The 23,773-nt window shown below is 60.3% G+C and carries 23 protein-coding genes; 11 read left to right on the forward strand and 12 right to left on the reverse strand.

The window, feature by feature from the left end:
- Positions 1–10: 10 nt before the first annotated feature.
- The 4 genes from KYT97_RS02435 to KYT97_RS02450 all read right to left on the reverse strand — a co-directional run bounded on the left by KYT97_RS02435 (position 11) and on the right by KYT97_RS02450 (position 2,869).
- The gene (locus tag KYT97_RS02435; RefSeq protein ID WP_219111688.1) at positions 11–586 is read right to left on the reverse strand and encodes a hypothetical protein; all 576 of its coding nucleotides are present in this window, start codon (positions 584–586) and stop codon (positions 11–13) included.
- Positions 587–602: 16 nt separating this feature from the next.
- A complete protein-coding gene (locus tag KYT97_RS02440) occupies positions 603–1,106 on the reverse strand; it encodes a flavodoxin domain-containing protein (RefSeq protein WP_219111689.1) in 504 nt (167 codons plus the stop codon).
- 90 nt (positions 1,107–1,196) lie between these two features.
- On the reverse strand, positions 1,197–1,997 hold the full coding sequence (locus KYT97_RS02445) for a peptidylprolyl isomerase (protein ID WP_033234663.1): 801 nt from the start codon (positions 1,995–1,997) through the stop codon (positions 1,197–1,199).
- Positions 1,997–2,869 carry a peptidylprolyl isomerase gene (locus KYT97_RS02450; RefSeq protein WP_033234662.1) on the reverse strand — a complete coding sequence of 291 codons (873 nt, stop codon included), beginning with the start codon at positions 2,867–2,869 and terminating at the stop codon, positions 1,997–1,999. The genes KYT97_RS02445 and KYT97_RS02450 overlap by 1 nt, the downstream gene beginning before the upstream one ends.
- A 166-nt stretch (positions 2,870–3,035) precedes the next feature.
- Between KYT97_RS02450 and KYT97_RS02455 the strand changes: the two genes are divergently transcribed.
- The 7 genes from KYT97_RS02455 to KYT97_RS02485 all read left to right on the forward strand — a co-directional run bounded on the left by KYT97_RS02455 (position 3,036) and on the right by KYT97_RS02485 (position 10,314).
- Complete coding sequence (locus tag KYT97_RS02455) at positions 3,036–3,716, forward strand: MBL fold metallo-hydrolase (RefSeq protein WP_092808188.1); 681 nt, start codon at positions 3,036–3,038, stop codon at positions 3,714–3,716.
- A gap of 16 nt (positions 3,717–3,732) precedes the next feature.
- Entirely contained in the window at positions 3,733–5,004 is a 1,272-nt protein-coding gene (hisS, locus tag KYT97_RS02460) for a histidine--tRNA ligase (protein WP_095886170.1), read from the forward strand.
- The gene (locus KYT97_RS02465) at positions 4,964–5,623 is read left to right on the forward strand and encodes a hypothetical protein (protein ID WP_372472392.1); all 660 of its coding nucleotides are present in this window, start codon (positions 4,964–4,966) and stop codon (positions 5,621–5,623) included. Before hisS ends, KYT97_RS02465 begins: the two co-directional genes overlap by 41 nt.
- 53 nt (positions 5,624–5,676) lie before the next feature.
- A complete protein-coding gene (locus tag KYT97_RS02470; RefSeq protein WP_033234659.1) occupies positions 5,677–6,666 on the forward strand; it encodes a malate dehydrogenase in 990 nt (329 codons plus the stop codon).
- A 230-nt stretch (positions 6,667–6,896) separates the two neighbouring features.
- A complete protein-coding gene (locus KYT97_RS02475; RefSeq protein WP_219111690.1) occupies positions 6,897–7,601 on the forward strand; it encodes a TetR/AcrR family transcriptional regulator in 705 nt (234 codons plus the stop codon).
- 25 nt (positions 7,602–7,626) lie between these two features.
- On the forward strand, positions 7,627–8,793 hold the full coding sequence (locus KYT97_RS02480; RefSeq protein ID WP_219111691.1) for an FAD-dependent oxidoreductase: 1,167 nt from the start codon (positions 7,627–7,629) through the stop codon (positions 8,791–8,793).
- Positions 8,794–8,973: 180 nt separating this feature from the next.
- Positions 8,974–10,314, forward strand: a complete 1,341-nt coding sequence (locus tag KYT97_RS02485) for an HNH endonuclease signature motif containing protein (RefSeq protein ID WP_219111692.1) — start codon at positions 8,974–8,976, stop codon at positions 10,312–10,314.
- Positions 10,315–10,402: 88 nt separating this feature from the next.
- Here KYT97_RS02485 and KYT97_RS02490 read toward each other — a convergent pair whose 3' ends face one another.
- The 3 genes from KYT97_RS02490 to KYT97_RS02500 all read right to left on the reverse strand — a co-directional run bounded on the left by KYT97_RS02490 (position 10,403) and on the right by KYT97_RS02500 (position 13,733).
- On the reverse strand, positions 10,403–11,866 hold the full coding sequence (locus KYT97_RS02490; RefSeq protein ID WP_245005996.1) for an APC family permease: 1,464 nt from the start codon (positions 11,864–11,866) through the stop codon (positions 10,403–10,405).
- 172 nt (positions 11,867–12,038) lie between these two features.
- Positions 12,039–13,052, reverse strand: a complete 1,014-nt coding sequence (locus KYT97_RS02495) for a MerR family transcriptional regulator (RefSeq protein WP_219111693.1) — start codon at positions 13,050–13,052, stop codon at positions 12,039–12,041.
- A gap of 15 nt (positions 13,053–13,067) precedes the next feature.
- Positions 13,068–13,733, reverse strand: a complete 666-nt coding sequence (locus KYT97_RS02500; RefSeq protein ID WP_219111694.1) for a HEAT repeat domain-containing protein — start codon at positions 13,731–13,733, stop codon at positions 13,068–13,070.
- 286 nt (positions 13,734–14,019) lie between these two features.
- Here KYT97_RS02500 and KYT97_RS02505 point away from each other — a divergent pair, with 286 nt between their 5' ends.
- Together KYT97_RS02505 and KYT97_RS02510 are read left to right on the forward strand one after the other, a co-directional pair.
- Positions 14,020–14,175 carry a hypothetical protein gene (locus KYT97_RS02505; RefSeq protein ID WP_179300714.1) on the forward strand — a complete coding sequence of 52 codons (156 nt, stop codon included), beginning with the start codon at positions 14,020–14,022 and terminating at the stop codon, positions 14,173–14,175.
- 700 nt (positions 14,176–14,875) lie between these two features.
- Positions 14,876–15,187, forward strand: a complete 312-nt coding sequence (locus tag KYT97_RS02510) for a MerR family transcriptional regulator (RefSeq protein ID WP_033234653.1) — start codon at positions 14,876–14,878, stop codon at positions 15,185–15,187.
- A gap of 329 nt (positions 15,188–15,516) precedes the next feature.
- On the opposite strand, the gene KYT97_RS02515 is transcribed toward KYT97_RS02510, so the two are convergent.
- From KYT97_RS02515 to KYT97_RS02530, 4 genes are all read right to left on the reverse strand, one after another.
- Entirely contained in the window at positions 15,517–16,704 is a 1,188-nt protein-coding gene (locus tag KYT97_RS02515) for a zinc-dependent alcohol dehydrogenase (RefSeq protein ID WP_141485872.1), read from the reverse strand.
- Between the two features lie 263 nt (positions 16,705–16,967).
- The gene (locus tag KYT97_RS02520) at positions 16,968–19,103 is read right to left on the reverse strand and encodes a catalase (RefSeq protein ID WP_219112780.1); all 2,136 of its coding nucleotides are present in this window, start codon (positions 19,101–19,103) and stop codon (positions 16,968–16,970) included.
- Between the two features lie 362 nt (positions 19,104–19,465).
- Positions 19,466–19,648 (reverse strand): hypothetical protein, encoded by a 183-nt coding sequence (locus KYT97_RS02525; RefSeq protein WP_141485870.1) that lies wholly within the window; start codon positions 19,646–19,648, stop codon positions 19,466–19,468.
- Between the two features lie 138 nt (positions 19,649–19,786).
- The gene (locus KYT97_RS02530; protein ID WP_033236141.1) at positions 19,787–20,056 is read right to left on the reverse strand and encodes a DUF4235 domain-containing protein; all 270 of its coding nucleotides are present in this window, start codon (positions 20,054–20,056) and stop codon (positions 19,787–19,789) included.
- Positions 20,057–21,615: 1,559 nt separating this feature from the next.
- Between KYT97_RS02530 and KYT97_RS02535 the strand changes: the two genes are divergently transcribed.
- Positions 21,616–22,350 (forward strand): GAF and ANTAR domain-containing protein, encoded by a 735-nt coding sequence (locus KYT97_RS02535; RefSeq protein WP_219111695.1) that lies wholly within the window; start codon positions 21,616–21,618, stop codon positions 22,348–22,350.
- A 342-nt stretch (positions 22,351–22,692) separates the two neighbouring features.
- Here the strand turns inward: KYT97_RS02535 and KYT97_RS02540 are convergent, their stop codons facing one another.
- Positions 22,693–22,983 (reverse strand): MerR family transcriptional regulator, encoded by a 291-nt coding sequence (locus tag KYT97_RS02540; protein ID WP_033236145.1) that lies wholly within the window; start codon positions 22,981–22,983, stop codon positions 22,693–22,695.
- A gap of 291 nt (positions 22,984–23,274) precedes the next feature.
- Between KYT97_RS02540 and KYT97_RS02545 the strand changes: the two genes are divergently transcribed.
- Complete coding sequence (locus tag KYT97_RS02545) at positions 23,275–23,421, forward strand: hypothetical protein (RefSeq protein ID WP_155276695.1); 147 nt, start codon at positions 23,275–23,277, stop codon at positions 23,419–23,421.
- Positions 23,422–23,773: the final 352 nt, after the last annotated feature.

Here is a 23,773-nt window from a genome sequence, read left to right on the forward strand (position 1 = left end):
CGCCAGTCGCTTACGTGCGCCTGGAAGGTCTTGCCGCTGCAGCGATTCCGGCGTGCCAGCCGGGAGCCCGCCCGCCGCGCGGTGGCTCGATTCCGGAAAGGTCGACGCCGCATCGGGTCAAGACCCAGGCCACAACGGAATTAGAGTTCCACATGTCACCTACGCCGACGGCATCCCGTCCCCAGACGAAGGTGGGAACCGTTCGAATCTCGTCGAGGATCTGCTCGGCAACTGCCGAATCCGCCGATAGACACAGCGGACTCTCGACGGCTTCGTCGATATCGTCGACCGTTCCGTTCCGCCAACAATGCACTTCGTACCGGAAGTACTTCGATCTACCAGCCCAGCGTGCGCCGACCGGGCCTTCCGCGACAACGCCGCGATCGGGTGCCTTGCGCTGCCACACCGGAGTCATCTCGATCGAATAGAGGTTGGGCGGCACTGTGATTCGCAGCGCGCAATGGTAAAGCGGCACCGGTGTTCGAGGAGCGAACCAGGCGCTCAACCGTTCGTAGACAATGCCGTTGAAGCGCACCACATGTCCGCCAGCGCCGAGCGGAAGCCAGTACAGATCTACGGCGGTCACGTGTGTCCTTCGACCTTCACCGATCCGGGTGGGCGGCGAGGGTCGAGCAGATGCTGTCGGCCCAAGCGGCGATGTCGTCCGGCGATCGGAAATCGCCCTCGGTCGCTTTTGCCGCTCTGGTCGCAATGCGCTCGGTGAACGAGAGCACCGACGGATCGAGTTTGCCGCCGAACATGTGGTGCTCAACAGCCCACGGTGTGTTGATCCACTTGAGATTGTCGGCATTGTCACCAGGGGTGATTGGGCCGCTGGAGAACAACCACACCGGACGCTTCTGCAGGGCATCGAGATCGCGGTCCACCAGACGGGTCGCGTCCTTGAGCCATTTCCCGAGGTAGATCGCGCTGCCGAGAACGACGGCGTCATAGCCGTCGACCGTGTGGACGTCGTGGGCTTTCTTGACATCGACCTGAGGCTCGATATTCCGTGCCCGCAACCCCGAAGTAATCGCGCGGCCTAACTGCTCACCGATTTCGGCAGTCGATCCGTGCTTGCTCGCTGTTGCGATCAGAATCCTCATGCAGTGATGATCCCGCTTTGTCGGTCATACAAAACGGAAAAGGGCGATACGAGAGGAATCTCTCGTATCGCCCCTTTTTGTGCTGGCAGATCAGGCGACTACTGCTGTTTCGATGGTGATCGGGGTGTTCGGGGCACCGCCGCCGGTGGCTCCCATGCTGCCATCGTCACCGTCGGCGGCGATCTTCTCGATGGTTGCAAGACCGGCCTCGTCGATGGTCCCGAAAACGGTGTAGTCGGGCGGGAGGAGTGAATCGTCGTATACGAGGAAGAACTGGCTACCGTTGCTGTCCGGCTGTGATGAATGAGCCATGGCCAGAGTGCCGCGCGGGTAGACGACCGGCAACGACAGCGCCGGATCGTTCTCGGCGTACACGGTGGTCGGGTACTCGTTGGCAAAGCCGAATCCCGGTCCGCCCGTGCCCTGGCCCGAAGGATCTCCGCACTGGAGGATCTGCAAGCCCGGGCTGGTGACCAGGCGATGGCACGGGGTGTCGTCGAAGTACTTCTGCTCGACCAGGCTGACCATGCTGTTGACGGTGCACGGGGCGGCGGTGCGGTTGAGTTCCATACCGATCGGTCCGGCGGTGGTGGTCAACTGGACGTTTACGGTGCCCTCGGCGGGGACGCCGGTGGAAGTCGGTGTGTCAACCGTCTTGGCTGCACCCGCCGCCGGGGCATAGGTGCAGTCGACCGTGGCACCAGCAGGCGCCGGAACGGCGGGCAACTGTTCGAACTGCGACATGTCGAGTGGTGCTGACTTCGTGGTCGACTTCGCGCTCGCCTGAGTGCTCGACGACGCGGAATCGGACTCGGAGTCGTTACTGGAACACCCAGCGAGGACGAGGGCGGTGACGCCGACGGCAGCGATCAGAAGGGACGTGCGTTTCATCAGTCGATCCTTACAGTCTTGATATCGGTGGTGAGGTTCGGCGTGCCGTCGCCCTCGGGCGTGCTGCCACCCGCCGCGATCTTGTCGAGCGTCGCAAGCCCGGTCTCGTCGATCGTGCCGAATACGGTGTAGTCAGGCGGGAGCTGTGAATCGCCGTAGACGAGGAAGAACTGGCTACCGTTTGTGCCGGCCCCGGCGTTGGCCATCGCGATCATTCCGCGGCTGTACGTCACCGGCATCTGAGCGGCCGGGTCTGCGGCGTCGAAAGCAGTGGTCGGGTACTCGTTGTCGAAGCGGTAACCGGGTCCGCCGCTACCGGTGCCCGACGGGTCGCCGCACTGCAAGACCTGCAATGAGGGGCTCGTCGTCAGGCGATGGCATGTCGTGGCGTCGAAGTAGTTCTGACCCGCGAGGCTCACAAAGTTGTTGACCGTGCACGGCGACTTCGTTCCGTCGAGGACGAGGCCGATATTGCCCTGCGACGTCTCCATGCTGATGCTCGGCGTCGCGTCCGGCGCCGTGGTGGGGATGCCGTCCGCGCGCGGTGGGTTGTTCGGCTTGGATGCCGGCGCAGCGTCAGTCGGGTAAGCGCACGAGACGGTCTCTGCCAAGGGCGTGAGCAAACCGGCAGGCATGGCGGCGGCAGTCTGCTCAGACGTCGATGTGGCGTCGTCAGCGGTGTTCTCGGTGCTGCTGTCGTCACCTCGGGTGAGCAGGACGATCCCGGCGACGACGGCGACAGCCACGACGACACCAGCAGCCGTGTAGACGATTGTCATTTGCTTGCGCTTACGCGCCCGCTCGGCGCGGCGTTCGAGCTGGCGCTCGAGCTTGCGTTTTGCCGCCTGGCGGCGCTGCTCGTTACTCGGCACTGCTGGAGTCCTCCATATTCACGGGTGGAACTGCGTCTGGTCGGTATAACTTCAGTTGTCGGAAAGTCTCCCACTGCAACCTGAGAACTTACTGGCGGGGCAGCAGCTTTAGGCTGTACGTGACACCGTGTTGCCTGATTCGCCCTTCGAAGAGGAGTTACCTCAAGTGCTCGTGACTGGTTTTCCGGCCGGGATGTTCCAGACCAACTGCTACATACTCGCTCAGGACGATGCCTGCGAGTGTGTGGTGATCGATCCGGGTCAGGACGCTGCTGAGCCGCTGTTCGAGTTTCTCGACTCCAAGGACATGTCGGTGACGGCCGTGCTGCTGACGCACGGGCATCTCGATCACATGTGGTCTGCGCGTGAGGTCTGCGAGCGGTACTCGGCGCCGGCCTACATTCACCCGGATGATCGCTACATGCTCACCGACCCTGCCCGGGGAATCGGTCCGACGATGAAGGACTTCATCAAGGACATGTCCTTCGTCGAACCGGACGAGGTCATCGAACTATCCGACGGGGACTCGTTCGAGCTCGCCGGAATGTCCTTTGCGGTCGATCACACCCCGGGCCATACGCAGGGATCTGTTGTCTTCCGCACCCAGGCGGGTACTGCAGAAGGTCCAGTCGATCTGGCTTTCACAGGCGACACCCTGTTCCAGGGCTCGATCGGGCGAAGTGACCTTCCCGGTGGCAACCATGAACAATTGCTCGATTCCGTCGCGAAGAAACTTCTGATTCTCGACGACGCGACAGTCATCCTCCCCGGGCACGGCGACAACAGTTCGATCGGCGCCGAAAGAAGCTCCAATCCGTTTCTCGTTGGACTCAGCGGACAGAAATAAGGAAAAGTAACCACTCGTGAGTAAAGCCAGCACCTTCTCTGCACCCAAGGGCGTCCCGGACTACGTTCCGCCGCAATCCGCCGAATTTGTTGCCGTCCGTGACGGATTGACGCGCGCCGCACGTCTGGCCGGATACGGCCACATCGAATTGCCGATCTTCGAGGACACCGCACTGTTCGCCCGCGGCGTTGGCGAGTCGACCGACGTCGTCAGCAAAGAGATGTACACGTTCGCCGATCGCGGCGATCGTTCCGTGACTCTGCGCCCTGAGGGCACGGCCGGAGTCATGCGCGCCGTGATCGAGCACAACCTCGACCGTGGCACGCTTCCCGTCAAGGTCAGCTACGCGGGCCCGTTCTTCCGCTACGAGCGTCCGCAGGCGGGTCGCTACCGTCAGCTGCAGCAGGTGGGCGTCGAGGCCATCGGCATCGACGATCCGGCGCTCGACGCCGAGGTCATCGCCATTGCCGACGCCGGGTTCCGTTCGTTGGGACTCGACGGCTTCCGTCTCGAGATCACCTCGCTCGGCGACGACACCTGCCGCCCGCAGTACCGTGAACTGCTGCAGAAGTTCCTCTTTGCACTTCCTCTCGACGAAGAAACCCGTCGCCGCGCCGAGATCAATCCGCTGCGCGTCCTCGATGACAAGCGCCCCGATGTCCGGGCGATGACGGCAGATGCGCCGCTCATGCTCGATCACTTGTCGGACAGCTGCAAGGCACACTTCGACGAGGTCCTGAGCCACCTCGACGCGTTGGGCGTTCCGTACGTCGTCAATCCGCGCATGGTCCGTGGCCTCGACTACTACACGAAGACGACGTTCGAGTTCGTCCACGACGGTCTGGGCGCGCAGTCCGGTATCGGCGGCGGCGGTCGATACGACGGTCTGATGGAGCAGTTGGGTGGACAGCCGTTGTCCGGCATCGGTTTTGGTATCGGTGTCGACCGCACGGTGCTGGCACTCGAAGCTGAGGGCAAGTCCGTCGCTCCGCCGGCGCGCGTCGATGTGTTCGGCGTGCCGATGGGATCCGAAGCGAAGGGTAAGTTGGTTGCCATTGCACATCAGTTGCGTGGCAATGGCATTCGTGTCGATCTGGCCTACGGAAACCGTGGCGTCAAGGGGTCGATGAAGGCTGCCGACAAGTCCGGTGCGGCCTTTGCGCTTGTCCTGGGTGAGCGTGAACTCGAAGAAGGTGTTGTTGTCCTCAAGCACCTCGCGACGGGTGAGCAGGAGTCGGTTGCGCTCGATGAAATCGTCGACAGGCTCGGGACTCTCGTTGTCTCGTGACGTAGAACCGGTTTCGCTTGATCTTGTCCCGATCGCGCTGATTGCGCCGAGACTCAAGCGGATTGCCGTCGCGGTGATTGTGCTCGGTGTTGTGGTCGGCCTTGTCGTGAGCGTCTTTGCCTCGACGACGGTGGCGCTGCTGGTCGGCTTCATCATCGCCGTTCCGACGTCGCTTGCGATCTTGATGACCTTGCGTCGACACATCACGTTGTACGGCAAGAAGATTCGGGCGCAGGCGGGTTTCCGCACCGGTGAGGTCGACGCGGCGGAGGTGGTCACCGCCGAGCTCATGGTGCGCACGGGGCGGATCAGCGAAGTCAGTATGAAGTTGACCGACGCGCGATCCAGCGTGCGAATTCCCCTTGCTCTCTACACCGCAGGGGGAGGGCGCGAGCTGGAAATCCTTGCGCTCCGCAAGCTGGCCGACGCCTTGGCGTCGAGCGAGTTGGTGCCGGCAGCAGCCTTGTCGTCGGTACTGATCGAGCAACTGCGCGCGGAAGCGCGCGGTGCCGGTTTGGCGGAGCGGCCACTGTACCGGGCAGTGGAGCTGGTGAGCGCAACGGGAAGAGTGCCGAGAACCACACTCACGGACCACGAAGTGGCGGGTTTGCTGGACTAGCGTGGAAGTCGTTCGCAGAAGTGAAAGCAGAACGGCAAGTGGAGGAGTCGGCAATGAGTGTTTCGCCAGTAACCGTCACGGTGACCGGAGCGTCGGGTCAGATCGCCTACGGATTACTTTTCCGGATCGCTGCAGGTGACATGCTCGGACCCGATGTTCCGGTTCGCTTGCGACTGCTCGAAATTCCTTCTGCCGTGTCCTCTGCCGAGGGGGTGGCGATGGAACTCGAAGACGGCGCATTCCCGTTGCTGGACTCCATCGACATCACCGACAATCCCGACGTTGCGTTCTCCGGCGCAAACGTCGGGATGTTGGTGGGCGCTCGACCGCGCAGCAAGGGCATGGAGCGCGCCGATCTGCTCAGTGCCAACGGCGCGATCTTCACTGCACACGGCAAAGCGATCAACAACAATGCGGCCTCCGACGTGAAGCTGCTGGTGGTGGGCAACCCCGCCAACACCAATGCGCTGATCGCGATGAACAACGCTCCTGATGTTCCGAACGTACGCTTCACAGCTTTGACCAGGCTCGATCACAATCGCGCCATTGCGCAGGTGGTCAAGAAGACCGGTGCGGCGGCAGCGTCGGTTCGTAGGGTGTCGATCTGGGGTAATCACTCCGCGAGCCAGTACCCGGACCTGTCTCACGCGACGGTCGCGGGCAAGCCGGCGCTCGACGTGATCAATGACCGCGAGTGGGTAGAGAACGATTTCATCCCGACGGTGCAGGTGCGGGGTACGGCGATTATCGCGGCCCGTGGATCGTCGTCAGCGGCGAGTGCGGCAAGTGCGTCGATCGATCACGTCCGCGACTGGGTCGGCGGAACGGCCGAGGGGGACTGGGTGTCGATGGCGGTTCCGTCGGATGGTTCGTACGGCGTTCCCGAGGGCTTGATCTCGTCGTTCCCCGTCACGTGTGCCGGTGGCGAGTACAGCATCGTTCAGGGGCTGTCGATCGACGAATTCTCGCGCGCTCGCATCGATATTTCGGTGAACGAGCTGGAACAAGAACGAAACGCGGTGCGCGAACTCGGGTTTGCCTGAACCGGACTCGGGCCCAAATTAGCGGAGCCGTTTGCTGTCGCAGCGCTCGGTGTGGTTCCGCCGCGTCGCGCGCTGATTGTGCCCCCGCGCGCCTGATCAATGCTGCGGGGGCTCATTTGTGCTGCGGGAGTGAACTGGTTCGTACTGCGTGGTGGAGAAACTGCGACGCTTTCCAAAAAAGAGATATGACGAACATGTTCGTAACGAACATGTTCGTGTAGAGTTTCGGTATGTCAACTCCCAACCGCAGTCGCCGTGAGCGGCCGGCAAAACCCGCGCTTTCTCGCGAGGGGATCATCGCCGCAACTATCGAGATCGTGCGCGCCGAGGGGCTCGAGAAGGCAACCATGCGTCGTGTCGCGCAAGCACTCGACACAGGTCCTTCCGCGTTGTACGTCTATGTCGCGAACACTGCCGAACTGCATGGCGGCGTCCTCGACGAACTCGTTCGGACGCTGGATGTGGCACCGGACGGAGACTGGCAAGATCGGCTGGTGGCGCTACTGCGCGACTATGCGGACGTTCTGTTCGCATTTCCTGGTTTGGCGAGATCGGCACTCGTGCTTCGTCCGTCTGGCCCGAATTCGCTCCGGATATTCGATCGGGTGCTCGGGCTGTTGATCGACGGCGGGGTTGATCCTGCGCGTGCGGCCTGGGGTGCTGATCTTCTTCTCCAGAATGCCACCGCGGCCGCCGCCGAGCACAGCACTCCCAGTCCGAGCGACATCGACGCATCCGTTGATGACGAGGCCGCGTGGGAAGGCCTTGTGCGCGCGGTTCGAACTGCCGACCCCAAGGAACTTCCCAGCATCGCCGAGCACGCCGATGCGATTCTCGCCGGCGCGCCCACCGAGCGCATGACGTGGTCGATACGAGCGCTCATTGCCGGTATCGCGGCCACTCCGACATCGCTCATACACCACGAATTGCCCTGACTGAAACTACTTTTCGAGGAGAACCATGACTACTCACTACCCCATTGCGATCATCGGTGGGGGACTCGGTGGCCTCATCGCTGCCCGCGTCCTCCATGTTCACGGCATCACGTCGGCCGTGTTCGAACTCGAGCCCAGCCGCAGCGCACGAGTGCAAGGCGGCATGCTCGATATCCACGATCACAACGGCCAGAAGGCCATACGCGCCGCCGGTTTGTGGGAACCCTTCTGCGCGTTGATTCACCCTGGTGGCGAAGCAATGCGCATACTCGATCACGCCGGAACAATCCTTCGGGAAGAGGCTGATGGCGGCACTCTCTCGCGACCCGAGGTAGACCGCGGCCACCTCCGCGACATGCTCATAGATTCTCTACCCGACGAGGCTATTCATTGGGGGCACAAAGTCACCCGAATCAGTCAGGTCGAGGGCGTTGCCGGTCGCCACGAGGTTTCCTTTGCGGACGGTGGGAGCATCACTACCGACCTCCTCATCGGTGCCGACGGCGCCTGGTCGAAAGTCCGGCCGCTCGTCTCCGGCGCCTGGCCGACGTACAGCGGGATCTCCTTCATCGAAGCGGACCTGCTCGACGCCGATGAACGTCACCCCTCGGCGGCTGCGGTCATGGGCGGCGGCATGCTTTTTGCATTCCGCGGTAACATCGGAATCCTGGGCCACCGCGAAAGTGATGGGAGTCTGCACAGCTACTTGGGTGTCCGTGCCGATGAGAACTGGATTGACACTATCGATTTCACTGATGTTCCCGCGGCGACGAGTGCGATTCTCCGACTGCTCGACGGATGGGACAACTCCCTTCGTGACTTGATTGCGCGTGCCGACACCGGCTTGACTCCGCGCCGCATCTTCGCCCTCCCCATAGATCATTCCTGGAAGCGCGTCCCTGGCGTCACGCTCCTTGGCGACGCCGCGCACGTGATGTCCCCATTTGCAGGAGAAGGCGCGAATCTTGCGATGTACGACGGTGCGTTGCTCGCCCTGGCAGTCAGCGAACACTCTGGTGACGTCGAATCTGCGCTCGCGGCCTATGAAGCAGAGCTATTTCCGCGAGCAGCCAAGGCTGCTGCCGAATCTGCCGAGAGCCTCGAAATTCTCTTCAGTGAGAATTCGCCGCAGGGGCTGGTAGACATGTTCGCCGGCTTCGACGAGCAGGATGCTGCGGCGGCGACAACGTGACAGAATCTCGATTGCTTTCGGTCATTTCGGGGTAACAAGCCAAGTCGCAGTAGCAGCCTCCCTGTCGAATATTGCTGTGCATCAATGACTCTCGAGTAAGTATTTTGGAACCTGTCCGAAATACCTCTTGAATCGAATGGTTGTTCGAGTATAATTGGGGTCACGGGTGGGGAGGCCTTGATGACTACGGTTTGTGATTCAACTGCAGTGGGGGATGTTGTAGGCGGTTCCGCGGCAGGCGTGCGTGGCAGGTTGTGGCGGTTGCGTCCGGCCGAGGTTCGGGACGTTGCAGTCTGTGTATCGGCGGAAATTCTTCGGTTGGAAGCGATTAGGGTTGCCGCGGTCGACGAGTTGGCGCTTAGTCCGGATGAGCAGGTGCTGTGTTACCGGGGTGTTGGTCGGTGGTTGGCGGCGAACACGATGCTGCAGAACGCAGCCGGCAACAAGATCGCTGCCCTCGGTGCCGCGTTGCGGGGGTTGCCGGATATTGCTGCGCAGTTCGAGGCCGGTGACCTTTCGCTCGATCATGCGGCAATAGTTGCCGCGTTCTGTGAATCTCCACCAAAAGGCATGCCCGACAGGGCGTTGCCGTCCTGTATGAAGACTCTTCTTGCTGCGGCATCCGGGGTGGAAGCGACCACCATCAAACTCCGCTACGCGATTGCGGTTTTGCAGCGAATTTTTGAATCGGATGAGATCCCGCCCGGTGAGGACGACGACCTCAACGTCTTGCGGATCGCTCCAACGTTGAACGGTCGGGTCGCGATCAAGGGTGATTTCGACGCGCTCACTGGTGAAATGTTGTTGTCGGCGCTCTCGGGGTTGTCGATGCCGAAACCGGCCGCGGACGGAACCCCGGATCAGCGGTCGGCAGCCAAGCGCACCGCCGACGCGTTCACGGAACTGATTCGCCGGTATCTCGACAATGCCATGACCGGTGTTGATGGCGGTCAGCGTCCGCATGTGAACGTGCACATCACTGCGAAAGATCTTGCGGAGCATCGGGACTGCGCCACCATGCGCAGCGATGTCGCGGCGGATTTCGATGAGCCTGATTTCGAAGACCTTGACGTCGGGTACATGCCCTGGATGGGGCCACTCAGCGTGAGCCTGACCCGCATGCTCGCGTGCGATTGCATGCTCTCCACCGTGTTGATGGACGGCAACGGCGCACCGCTCGATGCGACTCCACATAAACGCCTCGTCACGCCAGAACAGCGAACCGCACTGATCGCCCGCGACAAAGGCTGCGCCTTCCCGAACTGCGATGCCGTACCCGCTTGGTGCGACGCACACCACATAAAACCCTGGTCAGTGGGCGGTCTGACGGTGATGGACAATCTCACCCTCCTCTGCCGTAGCCACCACCGATTGATCCACAGCACCAGTGGGTTCCGCGGGATCTGGGAAATCAAGATGGGCGATGATCACAAATCTTGGTTCATCCCGCCGGCTGCGATCGACCCGAAACAAGGACGCCGACGCTCCACCACCCGTCAAGGCCCGGTGCACCGAGACTGAATCCGGCTGCGCCGGAAATAGATACCGCGCCCAAGCTTCGCATCACCAACAAAGACGATGCGAAGCCCACACGCATGCGCCGGTTCAACTAGATTTCGAAAGCATCCTCGAGTCCAGGCTCGTTGTTCAGTGTCTCGGGTTTGAATTTGAGCAGATAGCAGAAGTACATCGCTCCTGCTGTGATCAAGCCGGCCACCACCATTACCGGGGTCAACGTTCCCGACGCAATCAGTACGAACAAGCTGAACAGTATCCACACGAGCGCGGCAATCGCGATCGGCAACTCGAAGCGGCCGAGGTCGAACGCGCCCGGCTTGTGATCGAGTCGCCTGCGTACGGCCAGATAGAGGACGATCGTCATGCCGTAGAGGAGGAACGGAATGATCGTTGATGCCAGGATCAATTCGAGCAATGCGGCACCTGGTAGTGCGATCATCAAGACGACGCCGATGACAAGAACCAGTATGGTCGCCGGGATCGGTGTCTTGGTACGAGGGTTGACTCGCCGCATCAGTCGGTGCGCAGGGAAGCGTGCATCGCGGGACATCGCAAAAATTATTCGTGACACTCCAGTCATCACGACCAGTCCGGCGGCAAAGAACGCTAATGATATCGCTACCAACAATATTCGCTCCACCACGGGACCAAGTTGATCTCGCATGATCGCCGCAACCGGTGAGCCGCTTTCGGTTATCTGGGGGATGTCGTCGATGGCGACGGTCAGCGCGATCAGGAAGAACATTCCCAGAATCCCGGCTGCCACTACCGATCCGACGATTGCGCGGGGGACACTCCGAAACGGGTCTCTGGCCTCTTCAGCCATGTTCGCTGCGGCGTCGAATCCCTGGAGCGTGGCAAAACCCAGAATCATCGCAGCCATCACCCCGCCGCCGACGGCAAAGTAATCGGGAGCGCCTTCGGTGATACCACGCGATGTGAGGTTGTCGGTTGTGCCGTTTCCCGTCACCACCACAGCAACGATCAGCGCAATGCCGAGCACCACAACAATCGCCAATTCGACACCTACAGCGGCTGAGTTAACCAGTGCGACAATCCGTGTCGAGGCAATGGCGAGCACAGTCTGAATCAGCAGAGTGACTACGGTGATTACTCGTGCCGTGTCCTCGTTCGGTTCCATGTTGAGCAGGGGCATGAGGCACTGACTGGCAAGCGCATTGTCGATTGCGCTCACACCGATCGCCAACGCCCAGACTGCCAGCCAGCCGAATACCCAGCCCACTTTGGGGTTCGCCAGCCGCGACGCCCATTGGTAGGAAGACCCGCTGAGCGGAATGCGGGCTGCGAATTGCGCGTAAACCAACGCCACCAGGATTTGCCCGCATACTGCCACGACCCACAACCAGATTCCGACTGGTCCTGCGTTGGCAAGGACGGAATCGAAGGTTCCGAAGATGCCGATTACCACGGAGATGAACGCAAACGAGATCGCGAACATCTGGAATGAGTTCAGAGTTCGCTTCAGTTCGGGTTCGTAGCCGGCGCGTCGTGAGACATTGTCCGCGGTTGGGTCATCTGCCAGCGACTTTGTCACCGTGGTGACCTCGTATCTCTGAAGAGGTGTCTCGAAGACGTTCTTCGCAGTCCCACGCTAACGCAGGTGGCACGCGGGAGCCGGCCGGTTCCCCGGAATAACCTGGATAAACGTGATTGGGCCAGGAATATGTTGTGGGGCTTTGTTTTAACCGCATCTCGGCAACTAGCGGTTAACGCTGTCTATGCCTGCGCTCGTGGGTGGATAAAATCGAAGCCGCAGTGGCCGCGATCGTTCGATCGTTGTCCTGGGTCAGCCGGGCGAGAGCTCCGTGTGCCGATGGACCGGGAATCTCCGCAAGCGCCTGAGTAATTCGCAACCGAGTTGGTGCGTCGGCGATGCTGTCGAGTGTGGTCTGCATCTGATCGACGATGGTGTCGGGTGATGGCGAGACGTCCGTCAAGATGCCTAGAACTTCGGCAGCCTCGACGTCGAGCTGGCCTGTCAAGACCATTTCGAGGAGGGCAGGGATCGCGTCGACGCTTCCCCGAGCGCCGAGAGCGAGAGCCGCGCGTGAGCGGACGGTGGTGTCGGAATCCTCGAGTGCTTGTCTCAGATGTGTGGTTGCCTCCGAGGTGTGTACGGCTGCAATTGCGGCAACGGCGCGGCGTCGGACGTCGACCTCCTGAGACCGGAGGCCGACGGCGAGATTTGTGACTCCCTGACCGGCGGCCCTGGCCAACGACCACTGGAGCGCGCCGGCGACATTGAGGTCGTCTTCCGTCAATGCAGCCTCGACCAATGCGTCGATGGGCAACGACGCATTGCCCTCCTGATTCAGGATTGCTTGTTGACGGCGGGCAGCAAACTCCGACTCGAGCGCACGCAACAGGGTGACCATTCGTAAAACGTCCTCCCACTCCGACGGTGCCGTGGCGTCGACGCGTTCGAGTTTCGTGAGCAGTTCCTGTTCGGCAGCGATGCGCTGACGCGTGTGTTTGATGAGATCACCCACCAGATCGGCGGGAGCAAAATCGGGCTCGTCCAGGGCGCGTCTGGTTTCGTCCAACGAGAGCCCGAGCGTCCTCAGGCTCTCGACATGGAAGAGCCGGCGGATGTCGTCGGCTGAGTACTCGCGGTAGCCGCCGGACGTGCGGCCGGTGGGCTCCACCAGGCCCAAGGCGTCGTAGTGACGCAACATTCGCGTACTGACACCGGACTGCCGCGAGACTTCGCCGATCAACATCTTTACTCCTGTTCACTACGTGTGCGGCCCGACGATAGCTACACGCTGCGCCAATTCCACTGCGAGGGTGAAGCCACTGTCGGGATCCAAGTAAAGCCGCTTAGTTGCAACTGCATGTGCGCGAACCTTTGGATCAGGACTCGTCGCAGCCGCGTCGAGGATCGGTAGGACGGAATCTCCGAGACTCACCAGCGCCCGGCTGAGGCTGAGGTGCATGTCCGTGTCGCCTCGTCCGAGTTCAGTGGCCAGATCAGCCGCAAGCGCGGCCTCGTCGCCTGGTCGTACGAGTGCCACGGCCGCCCGCCAGGCGCTGCGCGCGACCTCGTCGTGGTCGTCATGCAGCAGTGCTATCACGGCAGGCCAGGAGTCAGGGTCCCCGATCTTGGACAGGGTGTGCAGCGCCTGGCTGCGAGCCTGGACGGAGTCGGATTCGAGCTCGCCGGTCAGTCTCGGCACTGTCACTTCGGCGGGGAGTCGGCACAATGCCCATGTAAGCATGTCGCGGACAAAGAAATCCGGTTCAACAGCGCACCGATCGACAAGGGCTTCCATCAAGCCCGGATCACCCCGGGTACCTAGAGCGAGTGCAGCCTGAAGCCGGTCCGACGAATCCGCTGCAGCCAGCGCGTCGACGAGATGGGTATTCGACCCACCGTTATTGGTTGTGTTCACGACAACCACCTCCTTCGTCGACCATTTGAGTGCTTGTCACTGTGTCAAGGTCAAGCCCGGTTGTCGGTAGTCGTTGATCACCGTGATGGCAAACCTTTACGTCGGCCGTCTAGCTCCAGTTAGAGTTGTTCGACGGCCGTCTTTCTCGGCGCGAAATGTGTCCAGAGGTCGCGTACGCACTTGCGGCAAGGAATGCACTCGCGTAGTCCTGCAACGGAGCGATGGAATACTGCGCGAGCCGGTAGCGATAATTATCGAAGCGCCGAACGGCCAATCTGCATTGATCGTCTCTCATGTGGTGGACCACAGCAGGAGCGAAGAATTGGTTGTCACGGACCAGGCGGTGCTGGTGGATCTCTTGGCGGATGGCGACGCAGACGAACTCGAGTTCACAATCGTTGGATGCTCTGTTTTTGCCGCGACGGCAATCGAGCACTACAGCGCGGGTTGACTACTGACGCTGATGGCCTCGTGCCTGGCACTCTCAACGTCGCGTGGACATTGGGGGTTATTGTCGCGAGATGGTCGCGCGGTCGCCGGTTCGCGTCGAGCACCTCGTCGACCGACGACATAGACGCTCGGAGTTCCGCTTCGTCGAGGCAGGTTTTGGCTAGGTCGAGGTTCGAGATGATCGCTTGCGTGTCTGCCTCGCCGCTCGGTCAGTTGGGTCGATCGTTTAGTTGGGTGTTTGCCGGCAAGGGGGTTGCGGAGTCTAGGTTCTGCTGTCTCACTGTTCTGCTGTCTCACTACTGAAAATTTCAGCGGTACTCGACTTGTGAGTTGCCCCGAACTTACAGTTAATCATTAGCTCCGGCCGCGGAATTTGATTTGTGACGGAAATTGAGCGGAGCTTCTGCACTGTCTGAGCGTCCAGGGCGAATCACCGATCAGAGACAGTCTCTTGCAGTGCAAATTGCCCTGATCTGTTGGGAAACGAGAGGTGCGTCCATCAACAATGGCGTGATGTCGGTTACGATTTCTCGATGTTAGTTCTCCCTCTGGTTGCCGAATCTGCTTGCCGAGGTGGATAAGGCGGAAGCGTGGATGATTTGTCTCTCTGGCTGCAAGGAATCTGTATCTGCTGGTCGAGATTCTTTAATGTCGGATGCTAAAATCGGCGTAGTGCCCAGGTATCCGTGAGGAGGTGTGCAGTGGCGTTGGAGTCTCAGTCGCATTCACTGCGCGGTGTTTACGGGATCTCGGTGATGTCGGAGCTATCCGGAGTCGGGCCTCAGACGTTGCGTTTGTACGAGCGGCGGGGATTGTTGACGCCTACTCGCACTGGTGGTGGAACGCGTCGGTACAGCGAGTCAGATTTGGAGACTTTGCGTCGTATTACCGGGTTGGTCGATGACGGGGTCAATTTGGTTGGTGTGCGTTTGATTCTTTCGCTCGAGGCGGAGAATTCGGTGCTTGCGGCGCGGATTGCTCAGTTGAGTGAATCTGCCGACAGCCTTGCTTGATTGAACACGCGATTTGCCGGAAGGCTGCGTCTGCAACGATCTTATTTCCTTCGGACACAAGGATTTTCGTCGTTATGTCGATTGCGTCCGTGAGCGGTGGTTGTGCGGTTCGGTGAGAAGCTCCGTCGATACGCGGTCGGTGCGGGATTGAAAGAACCGCGGACCGCCCGTGTTCGGGTGAAATTCTGGCGTCGGATGCCGGTGGGGGAGCTTTTGATCGATTGTGGCCGGAAACGCCCCCACTGCGTGAGTCTGCGAGGTGGGGCGTTTCCAGACTGTGCGACCACCTACTGCGTGACATGCGAAGCCGAGCAGGTGCTCGCAGGTTGCTACAGGTGCGGCTTCAGTTGAATCTTGACTGCTCCATCCTGCTTTTTCTGAAAGATCTCGTACGCGTGCGGTGCCTGTTCCAATGGCAGTTGGTGGGTTGCGAAGGTGTCGACTCCGAGGGGGTCGTCGTCCGTCAGGAGCGGAATGATGTCGTTGACCCACTTCTTGACGTTGGCTTGGCCCATTCGCAGTTGAATCTGCTTGTCGAACAAAGTCATCAGAGGAAGTGGGTCGATCTTTCCGCCGTACACGCCGATCACCGAGATCGTTCCGCCGCGTCGGACGATGTCAATTGCCGAATACAACGCGCCTAAACGGTCGAGACCGGCGGTGCGCATTGCCGGTGCGGCAATCGCGTCGGGAAGTAGCCCGATGAATTGCTGCGCGAGCTTCGCGATTGGCGACCCGTGAGCCTCCATGCCGACAGCGTCGATCACGGAATCCGTTCCGCGGCCGTCGGTGAGAGCGCGGACGGCGTCGCCGATCTTGTCGCCGTAGTCGTCGAGGTTGAGTGTTTCAACGCCGCGCTTTTCCAGGCGTGCGAGGCGTTCGGGTACCCGGTCGATGCCGATGACTCGAAACCCTTTGTGTTGAGCAATGCGAGCGGCCATATCTCCGATCGGTCCGAGGCCGAGGATCGTCACGGAACCACCCGGTGGCACTGCGGCGTACTCAACCGATTGCCAGGCCGTCGGCAGCACGTCGGAAAGGTAGACGAAGCGTGAATCGTCAGGTCCTTCAGGTACTTTGATGTGAGTGAACTGCGCTTGTGGGACCCGCAAGTACTCAGCTTGTCCGCCTGGTACCGAGCCGTAAAGTTCGGAGAATCCGAACAATGCCGCGCCGGTGCCTTGGTCACGGACCTGCGTCGTTTCGCACTGCGTGTACAAGCTGGAGTTGCACATGAAGCAGTTGCCGCATGAAATTTGGAAGGGGATGACGACACGGTCACCGACTTCGAGATCAGTGATGTCGGATCCGATCTCCTCGACAATCCCGATGGGCTCGTGACCGAGGATGTCCCCCGGGGTCATGAACGCGCCCAAGGTCTCGTACAGGTGTAGGTCGGATCCACAGATGTTTGTGGTGGTGACTTTGATGATGGCGTCGGTGGGTTCGACGATGGTGGGATCGGGAACTGTTTCGACGCTGATCTTCCGCTTACCTTGCCATGTAACTGCGCGCACGTTGATCGACCTCTTCTCGCTGGAATGTTGTCGCCGTTCGCCTGCCCTAAACGACTGAAGTGCAAACAAAATCGGCCGGGCCATCAGTGGCTCGTCACCTGCCCTGGAGTCTCCAGGGCTATGGGTTTACATGGGGAACCATCCCCATGTACGAAGAAGAACGACGGAGAATGGCTCCTCTGCAGTTACAGAACTGATCTTCCTCGGCGGTGCAGCGTGACTGCCGATTTCGGCCGCACCGGGAGCCGCTCACTGACAACTTGTCAGAGTCGGCTCCATACTCGATGCGACTTGAGCAGTGTGACCACTTGTTCAAGTACCGATACGCTGTCCTCGCCGGTCACGACGCCGTCCGCCGCAGTGAGTTCTGCGGTTTCGAGAAGTTCCGTCGCGTCATTCCATGCGCCGATGGCCTTGCCGTGCCGGAACATTTCCGAGAGGAGAATGTCCAGGCGTGGGTCTGCAGGTGCCCCGGCGAGTAGAAGCGCGTCGAATTCGATCGATCGTGCAGTGTCGAAGGTGCGCGAGACGGGAACAGTGACCGACCCCGAGACCAATGTGCCGCCGTGCGGGGCGATCACCAGCGGCACTATCCCGCTTTCTGCGAGACCTGACACTATCGCTTCGACGGCGGGAAGGTCGGAGTTCTCATCGGCGACGATGCCGATCACCCGGCCGGTGACCGGCCACTGCGCACCGATCTGGGACAGGGCAGAGCTAGGCATCGGTGCGTCGTCGAACGGGACGGACGGCTTCGGGGCCGGGAGGCCAAGGCCCGCGGCGACCTTCGCGCACAGGTCGGGATCGATGTTGGCGATCACACCGAGGGCTCGTTCCTTGATCGTTTGTTCGTAGCACTTTCCCAGTTCGAAGGTGTACGCCTGTGCGACATGGTCTTGTTCGATGACAGTGAGACTGCTGTAAAACAGACGCGCCTGCGAGTAATGGTCGTCGAATGTGGCTGGCGCGCCGCGAAGTTTTGTACCGGCCTCGAGCGCTACCGGTACTTCGACGAACGTCCCGGACTCTGCGCCGGCCATGAAGGGACAACCCCCGTCCAGTGAGTTCGGCTTGTAGGGGGCGACACCGGAATGTACTGCGCTTTGGTGCATTCCGTCGCGGAACGTGTCGTTGACCGGTGCGTGTGGGCGGTTGATCGGGATCTGACCGAAGTTGGGTCCACCCAGCCGGCTGATCTGGGTGTCCAGGTAAGAGAACAGGCGGGCCTGCAGTAGCGGGTCGTCGGTGACGTCGATACCGGGCACGAGGTGCCCTGGGTGGAAGGCGATCTGTTCGGTTTCGGCGAAGAAATTGGTCGGGTTCGCGTTGAGCGTCATCACCCCGATCGGTTGAACCGGGGCCAGTTCCTCGGGAACGAATTTGGTGGGATCGAGGAGGTCGATGCCCTCGAACATCTGCTCGGGGGTGTCGGGGAAGATTTGGATGCCCAGTTCCCATTCCGGGTACGCACCGGCTTCGATGGCGTCGGCGAGATCGCGGCGGTGGAAGTCGGGATCGAACCCGTTGATCAGTTGTGCTTCTTCCCATACCACCGAGTGCACGCCCAGGCGGGGCTTCCAGTGGAACTTCACCAGTGACGTTTCTCCGTCGTCGTTGAGAAGCCGGAAGGTGTGAACGCCGAATCCTTCCATCATTCGATACGACCGGGGGATACCGCGGTCGGACATGTTCCAGAGGGTGTGCGCGGTGGCTTCGGTGTGGAGGGAGACGAAATCCCAGAACGTGTCGTGTGCGCTCTGGGCTTGCGGGATCTCGCGGTCGGGATGTGGTTTCGCGGCATGGATGATGTCGGGGAATTTGATTCCGTCTTGGATGAAGAAGACCGGGATGTTGTTGCCGACCAGGTCGAATGTTCCTTCGGCTGTGTAGAACTTGGTGGCGAAGCCGCGAGTGTCTCGGACCGCGTCTGCCGAGCCGCGTGAGCCGAGCACTGTGGAGAAACGGACGAATACGGGGGTTTCGACTCCTCTGCGGAGGAAGCCTGCCTTGGTGACCTTTTCAGCGGCACCGAAGGCGCGGAACACTCCATGGGCGCCGGCGCCGCGGGCGTGAACGACGCGCTCGGGGATCCGCTCGTGATCGAAGTGGGTGATCTTTTCCCGTAAGTGGTGGTCCTGGAGCAGAGTTGGGCCGCGTTCCCCGGCTTTGAGAGAGTGGTCTGTGTCGTAAAGGCGGGCGCCCTGTGCGGTGGTCAGATATTCACCCTGCTGTCCACGCGCGTAGTCAGGGCCGTCGACGACTTCGGCTGTCGCCGTGCGCAGTTGAGGGGAGCGTTGATCGGCCTTCGGGGGCAACGGAATGCGTGGCTTGACCGGTTCCTCCAGCGGCGGAGTCGCCTGGCCGGGCGCTCCGGAGATCGGAGGGCTCTTTTTAGATATTTTTTTGGACACGATGACTCCTCGATTCTCTGTCAGAAACTTGTCAGAAATATGTGTCGTGGAGAGAGCGCGGGAGCGCACTTTGCGGTAGGGCTTTTTCCGTTCCCGATGAAGTGTCGGTACGGGGTGAACCTCGACGAATGGATCAATCGCGGAAATTTTGGCTCGCCCGCATTTCACTCCGTCAGCGATGCGTGTTGCTGTTCAACCCAGTGGTACGGGCCAGTGATGTTTTGTGGATCAGCGAATATCGTTGGAATCCCCGAACGCTGCCTATTTCTGATCATCACGCACGTCGGGTACGGTGCGGTTGCTTGTCCAAGAAAACCATCCTGCGGTGCGGGTATCGCCTCTGGTCCGCTCTATCGCGAGTGTGGATCGGTTGCAGGTCCTTGTGTGGTGGCGCCGCCCTCGTCGGACCAGGTTTCGCCGCCGGAAGGATCCGATTGCACGTCCCCGGCTGCGTTTTCGCTGCTGGGATCTGTGTGGACAGTCTCGATGTCGTCGGGTGGACCCTCGCCTGTACGTGCTTGCTTGTCGGTCAAAGTACCTCCGGGGTTCATCTCGGCTCGTCGGCCGAGGGGAATCGACTATCGTTGCTGCCGTCCATGTTTCGCGCCTGGCATTCAGTTATTCGAGATGCGACGATGCTCGACGTGTCTCATGCGCGAAGTGGCTGAAGTTCACATCGGGTCCTCGTGAGTGAGAGCCCGGTAGCTTTTTGCGCCAGCTCGGTCCACTGCTGCTTTCACGACGGCGAAAACTGCTCCCTGGAGCGCCGCCGCGATCAGGACTTCTTTGCTCGATCTGTTGAGATCTTGCGGGTCGGGGGCTTTTTCGTCATGCCCGACGCGCTTCCAGATCTGTTGAAACACCGCTCCAGCGGCGATTCCACCAATCACGCTCGTTGCGAGGGAAAGCGGTTTGTACATTGCTTTGGTTATTGCGCTCATTGTGTGAATTCCTCCATTGATGTCGTTCTGTTAGAAGGAAGTGATCGCTGCGGCGCCGAGCGATGTTCTGCCATGATCGAACCCGGCAACAAGCGTTGCTGCCGTTGGAAGATGCGATGTTCGCGTTGCGTCACGGTTCCGGAGTTCTCCTCACTTATCGCCGGTAGCTATCCGGCTGAACGCCGTACAACGGCGGGTTCAGTCTTGGCGCGCTTTGTCGGCTGACTCTTGGCTGATGAGTAAGTCTTCTGAGTAAGCCTGCGGTGCGGTGTGGATGGTTGTATGCGCTCAGCCGTATCTGCAGCACTGCAGCCACGTTCGCGCCGTCGTCAGTGCTCAGTCCCGGTATCGTGAATCGGACATACGTCTTCCTCTCTTGAGATGTCGAACTGTTCGCGCGAATGTGTGCGTGCAGTTGCGGCATCATCGCCAAAGATCGTCTCTGTCTGTTCAGCCGATGCTTGCGGCCAATTCCTTCCTCATAGGGTCCCCGAACATCGGGGCGATCCGGAACTCGAGCTCCCGGTGTTCACAGTTGAACTTCCGGGGTTTGATCGCGCCGGGCCGAGCGGACTGGATGTCGATCGCTGTCATCGTCCTCCTGAAGCCAAGTGTGCAGTAGCGGCAGTATGTGCAGTTTCAGGCGCTCTAAATCTATACCAGGAGAAGTAGATAATTGGCAAGCCTGGACGGGCGAAACTGGAGGCGAAAACATGGTTTGCATCACCAGTTTTTGGGCCGTTGCCAGATGAAATGCTTGTTTATGTCGCATTTGGGGGGCGAAACCTCCCCTTCCCCTTCCGTGAAATCTGTGTCTTACGGGATAGATTTATTGCTGTCGATTGATGAGCTCCGGGTCGCAGATTGTGCCTGAAACGTCTGCAGTGACATTGGAGCGGTGCTGCTTGATGCCCTGCCGGTCGTGCAGTGCACATCGAGATTGGGGCGAGAAACGTGTTGCGCAATGGATTATCCGACAGTTTCACTGAGTAGGAAGAGTCTGCTGCGGAGCTGGCGGTGGACCCCAATTTCCACAGCGGGTCAGATGTTTCCGGCTCACCGATACAGCGGAACGTTATCTGGTGAAACACTCGCAATTGGGAACGTAGTCGCTGCGTAATCGCTTGCGCAGTCATAGGTTCGGCATTGATTGTCGGCAGTAGCCGAATGTCGACGCCACTCGCTGTAGTTGACACATCGACTGTGAGAGGTGAGCGGTGCCAGGGGCCGGGTCTCCTCTGCGGCGAGTTAGTGCAGTCGGATGTGCGGTCCTTCGGAGTCGATATGGGCGATCGACAAGGCTGCGGGATCCGGCGCGGCCGATACTGGGTGAGACGCTCGACTGTGCGGTAAGACTCGCGGCGGTGTGTTCTCGGGTGCCCGGCACCGGTGGCATTCGTCGATCGCCATATGTGGCGGGCTCACTATGTGCCGGCAGTTCGTCGGACCGGATGATGGAGTGGGCTGGGAGTTCGAGTATTCTTCGATCCCGGTCGGGAGTCGGCGCTCCGACCTGCGCGTAGATGATTTTTATGGTGACACTGCGGGTGGAAGGAAGAATGGCAGTGGAGACATCGGAGAAGTCGGTTCTGGATGTTTATGGGCGGATTTCGCAGGTGGCGCGGACGGTGCACGGAACGCTTACCGGTGGTGTTATGTCACCGTCGGAGGTGCTCGAGGAGGTCGCCGAGGCTGCGGTGAAACTGCTCCGTGGTGTCGATCATGCGGGGATCACCTTGGTGCGCCGCCATCGTCCTGAGCATTTCGAGTCGGCTGCAGCGACCGGTAGAGTGCCGACGCGGTTCGACGAATTGCAGCACGAGCACGGTGAGGGGCCGTGTTTCGATGCGATCTGGTCTCGTCAGACGGTGCGGATAGTCGACGTGATTTCGGATCCGCGGTGGCCCGCGTTTATGACTGCGGTGCGGGAGCAGACTCCGGTTCGGTCTGTGTTGTCGATCCAGCTTTATACCGATGGCGACGAACTCGGCGCGTTGAACCTGTTCTCGGACAATGCCGGCGGGTTCGACGCCGAAACGGAGGAGCAGGCGATCAATCTGGCTACCCATGCGGCCATTGCGCTTTCGAGTGCACGTCGCGGTGAGCAGTTTCGCAGTGCGCTGGCCTCACGTGATCTGATCGGCCAAGCCAAGGGCATGCTCATGGAACGTTTCGACGTCGATGGCATAGCGGCGTTTCAGATGCTTCGAACGCTCTCGCAGGAGATGAACGTGTCCGTGCTCGAGTTGGCGAGAAGGGTGGTCCTCCGCGAGGTTCCGGTTGGTAACGAGTAACGCCGAATATGGGAAGTGCTTCGCTGGGAAATGTTGTGGCAGAGCAGTTTCGCTGCTCTCTGCCTGATGGATGCGTGGCCGGCGCCCCATCAGGCAGGGGGGCGCCTAGTTCGGCCCCGTTGGTTCGATTCTTTCAGGCCGAAATCGACGGCGTATCGGATCAACGTCTCGCCGAAGCGACACACCAAAGGCTCGTCGACGCTTTCGATTCTGCCCTCCGTTACCTTGAGGCTCTCGGCAACAAGTTGTTGCCGATGTTGACTTCGGGAGTATCAGCAGCCCCGCGACGTCACTCCCAGCTGATGTCGCCGGTCTCGACAATCAAAGCTGAGCGTCGGCCGATTAGTGCATCTGATTGATCCGCGTCGCAAGAGCTGCGTTCTCGGCCTCGAGTGAGAGGATCAATCCGATTCCGACCAAGTTCACTCCGTTGGCGATCAATTCGCTAATGCGACGTAGCGTGGTCAGATCCGCTTCGCTGTAGCGGCGGGTTCCGCCATCGGTGCGCGTCGGGGTCAACAACCCTCTTCGGTCGTAGAGCCTTAAGGTCTGCGGTCCGATGCCGGATAACTCCGACATCACCGAGATCCCGTACACGCCGCGCAGTGAGGGCGGTTGACGTTCGAAAGTCACGGTGAACCTCCTCATCGTAATCGGCTGATCGTAATGGGTTGTCACGCGACCTTAACATCTGTGACCATAAAATCTATATCTACGGGTGTAGATTTGGCCCAGTCGGCACCGGCTGACCTCCGGAGTTTCCTGCATTTCAGCTGTTCAGGGCGTGCATCAGTCTTTTCGGGAAAGGTCTTGCCTAAGTTGTTGCTCTTTCGGGCATGCGAATTATCTGTGTTGGCCGATGTAGATTTAAATAACGTGGATGCTTAGACGGGCGCTCGTACATCCCTTCATCTCGCGAACGCGATGACGGCGATCGACATCCCGTTCGCTCATAGCGGCGACATTGCCTCGGGCAGTTCCACCGTGAACACGCCGGAACCCGCGCTAGGAATCGCCGCCAAGATATTCGGGCATCCCGTATCAGAAGAGTTGACCGTGGATATCGGCTGAGCGGGTGGCCGAAACAACACGCTGGCCGGTTTTTGCGGCTAACGCCGTATCTCGCTGATCCTAGGCCGGGTTCGCAGGTCCAAATCTTGGCAGGTCCAAATCTCTGAGGGGTTATCGCTCGAACGTTGTTCGATGGCTTCGAGAGCGGATCGACCGTCGGGGTCTCCGTAGCGTGTCCGGGCGGGTGTGTTTCCCGATTTCGCCCGACCGGACGGCAGTCTCACGGAGAAGTGCCCGTTGAATGGCAAGTGCCCGTTGAATGGCAAAGTGCCGCTTATCGGTTCAGTCCTGCCCAATGCTCCTCCGCAACAGAAGTTTTGGAACCATGAAGGCAACTCGATGCCCACACCGA

This window comes from Rhodococcus globerulus (genome assembly GCF_019334125.1).
GTDB classification, from domain to species: Bacteria; Actinomycetota; Actinomycetes; order Mycobacteriales; family Mycobacteriaceae; genus Rhodococcus_F; species Rhodococcus_F globerula.

Bases quoted from the DNA above. Each gene is read 5' to 3' on its own strand.
- KYT97_RS02535 (WP_219111695.1), top strand. From the start codon at position 21,616: ATGGCAGTGGAGACATCGGAGAAGTCGGTTCTGGATGTTTATGGGCGG.
- KYT97_RS02445 (WP_033234663.1), bottom strand. From the start codon at position 1,997: ATGAAACGCACGTCCCTTCTGATCGCTGCCGTCGGCGTCACCGCCCTC.
- KYT97_RS02465 (WP_372472392.1), top strand. From the start codon at position 4,964: ATGAAATCGTCGACAGGCTCGGGACTCTCGTTGTCTCGTGACGTAGAA.
- KYT97_RS02440 (WP_219111689.1), bottom strand. From the start codon at position 1,106: ATGAGGATTCTGATCGCAACAGCGAGCAAGCACGGATCGACTGCCGAA.
- KYT97_RS02495 (WP_219111693.1), bottom strand. From the start codon at position 13,052: ATGTTGATCGGCGAAGTCTCGCGGCAGTCCGGTGTCAGTACGCGAATG.
- KYT97_RS02485 (WP_219111692.1), top strand. From the start codon at position 8,974: ATGACTACGGTTTGTGATTCAACTGCAGTGGGGGATGTTGTAGGCGGT.
- KYT97_RS02470 (WP_033234659.1), top strand. From the start codon at position 5,677: ATGAGTGTTTCGCCAGTAACCGTCACGGTGACCGGAGCGTCGGGTCAG.
- KYT97_RS02480 (WP_219111691.1), top strand. From the start codon at position 7,627: ATGACTACTCACTACCCCATTGCGATCATCGGTGGGGGACTCGGTGGC.
- KYT97_RS02475 (WP_219111690.1), top strand. From the start codon at position 6,897: ATGTCAACTCCCAACCGCAGTCGCCGTGAGCGGCCGGCAAAACCCGCG.
- KYT97_RS02530 (WP_033236141.1), bottom strand. From the start codon at position 20,056: ATGAGCGCAATAACCAAAGCAATGTACAAACCGCTTTCCCTCGCAACG.
- KYT97_RS02545 (WP_155276695.1), top strand. From the start codon at position 23,275: ATGACGGCGATCGACATCCCGTTCGCTCATAGCGGCGACATTGCCTCG.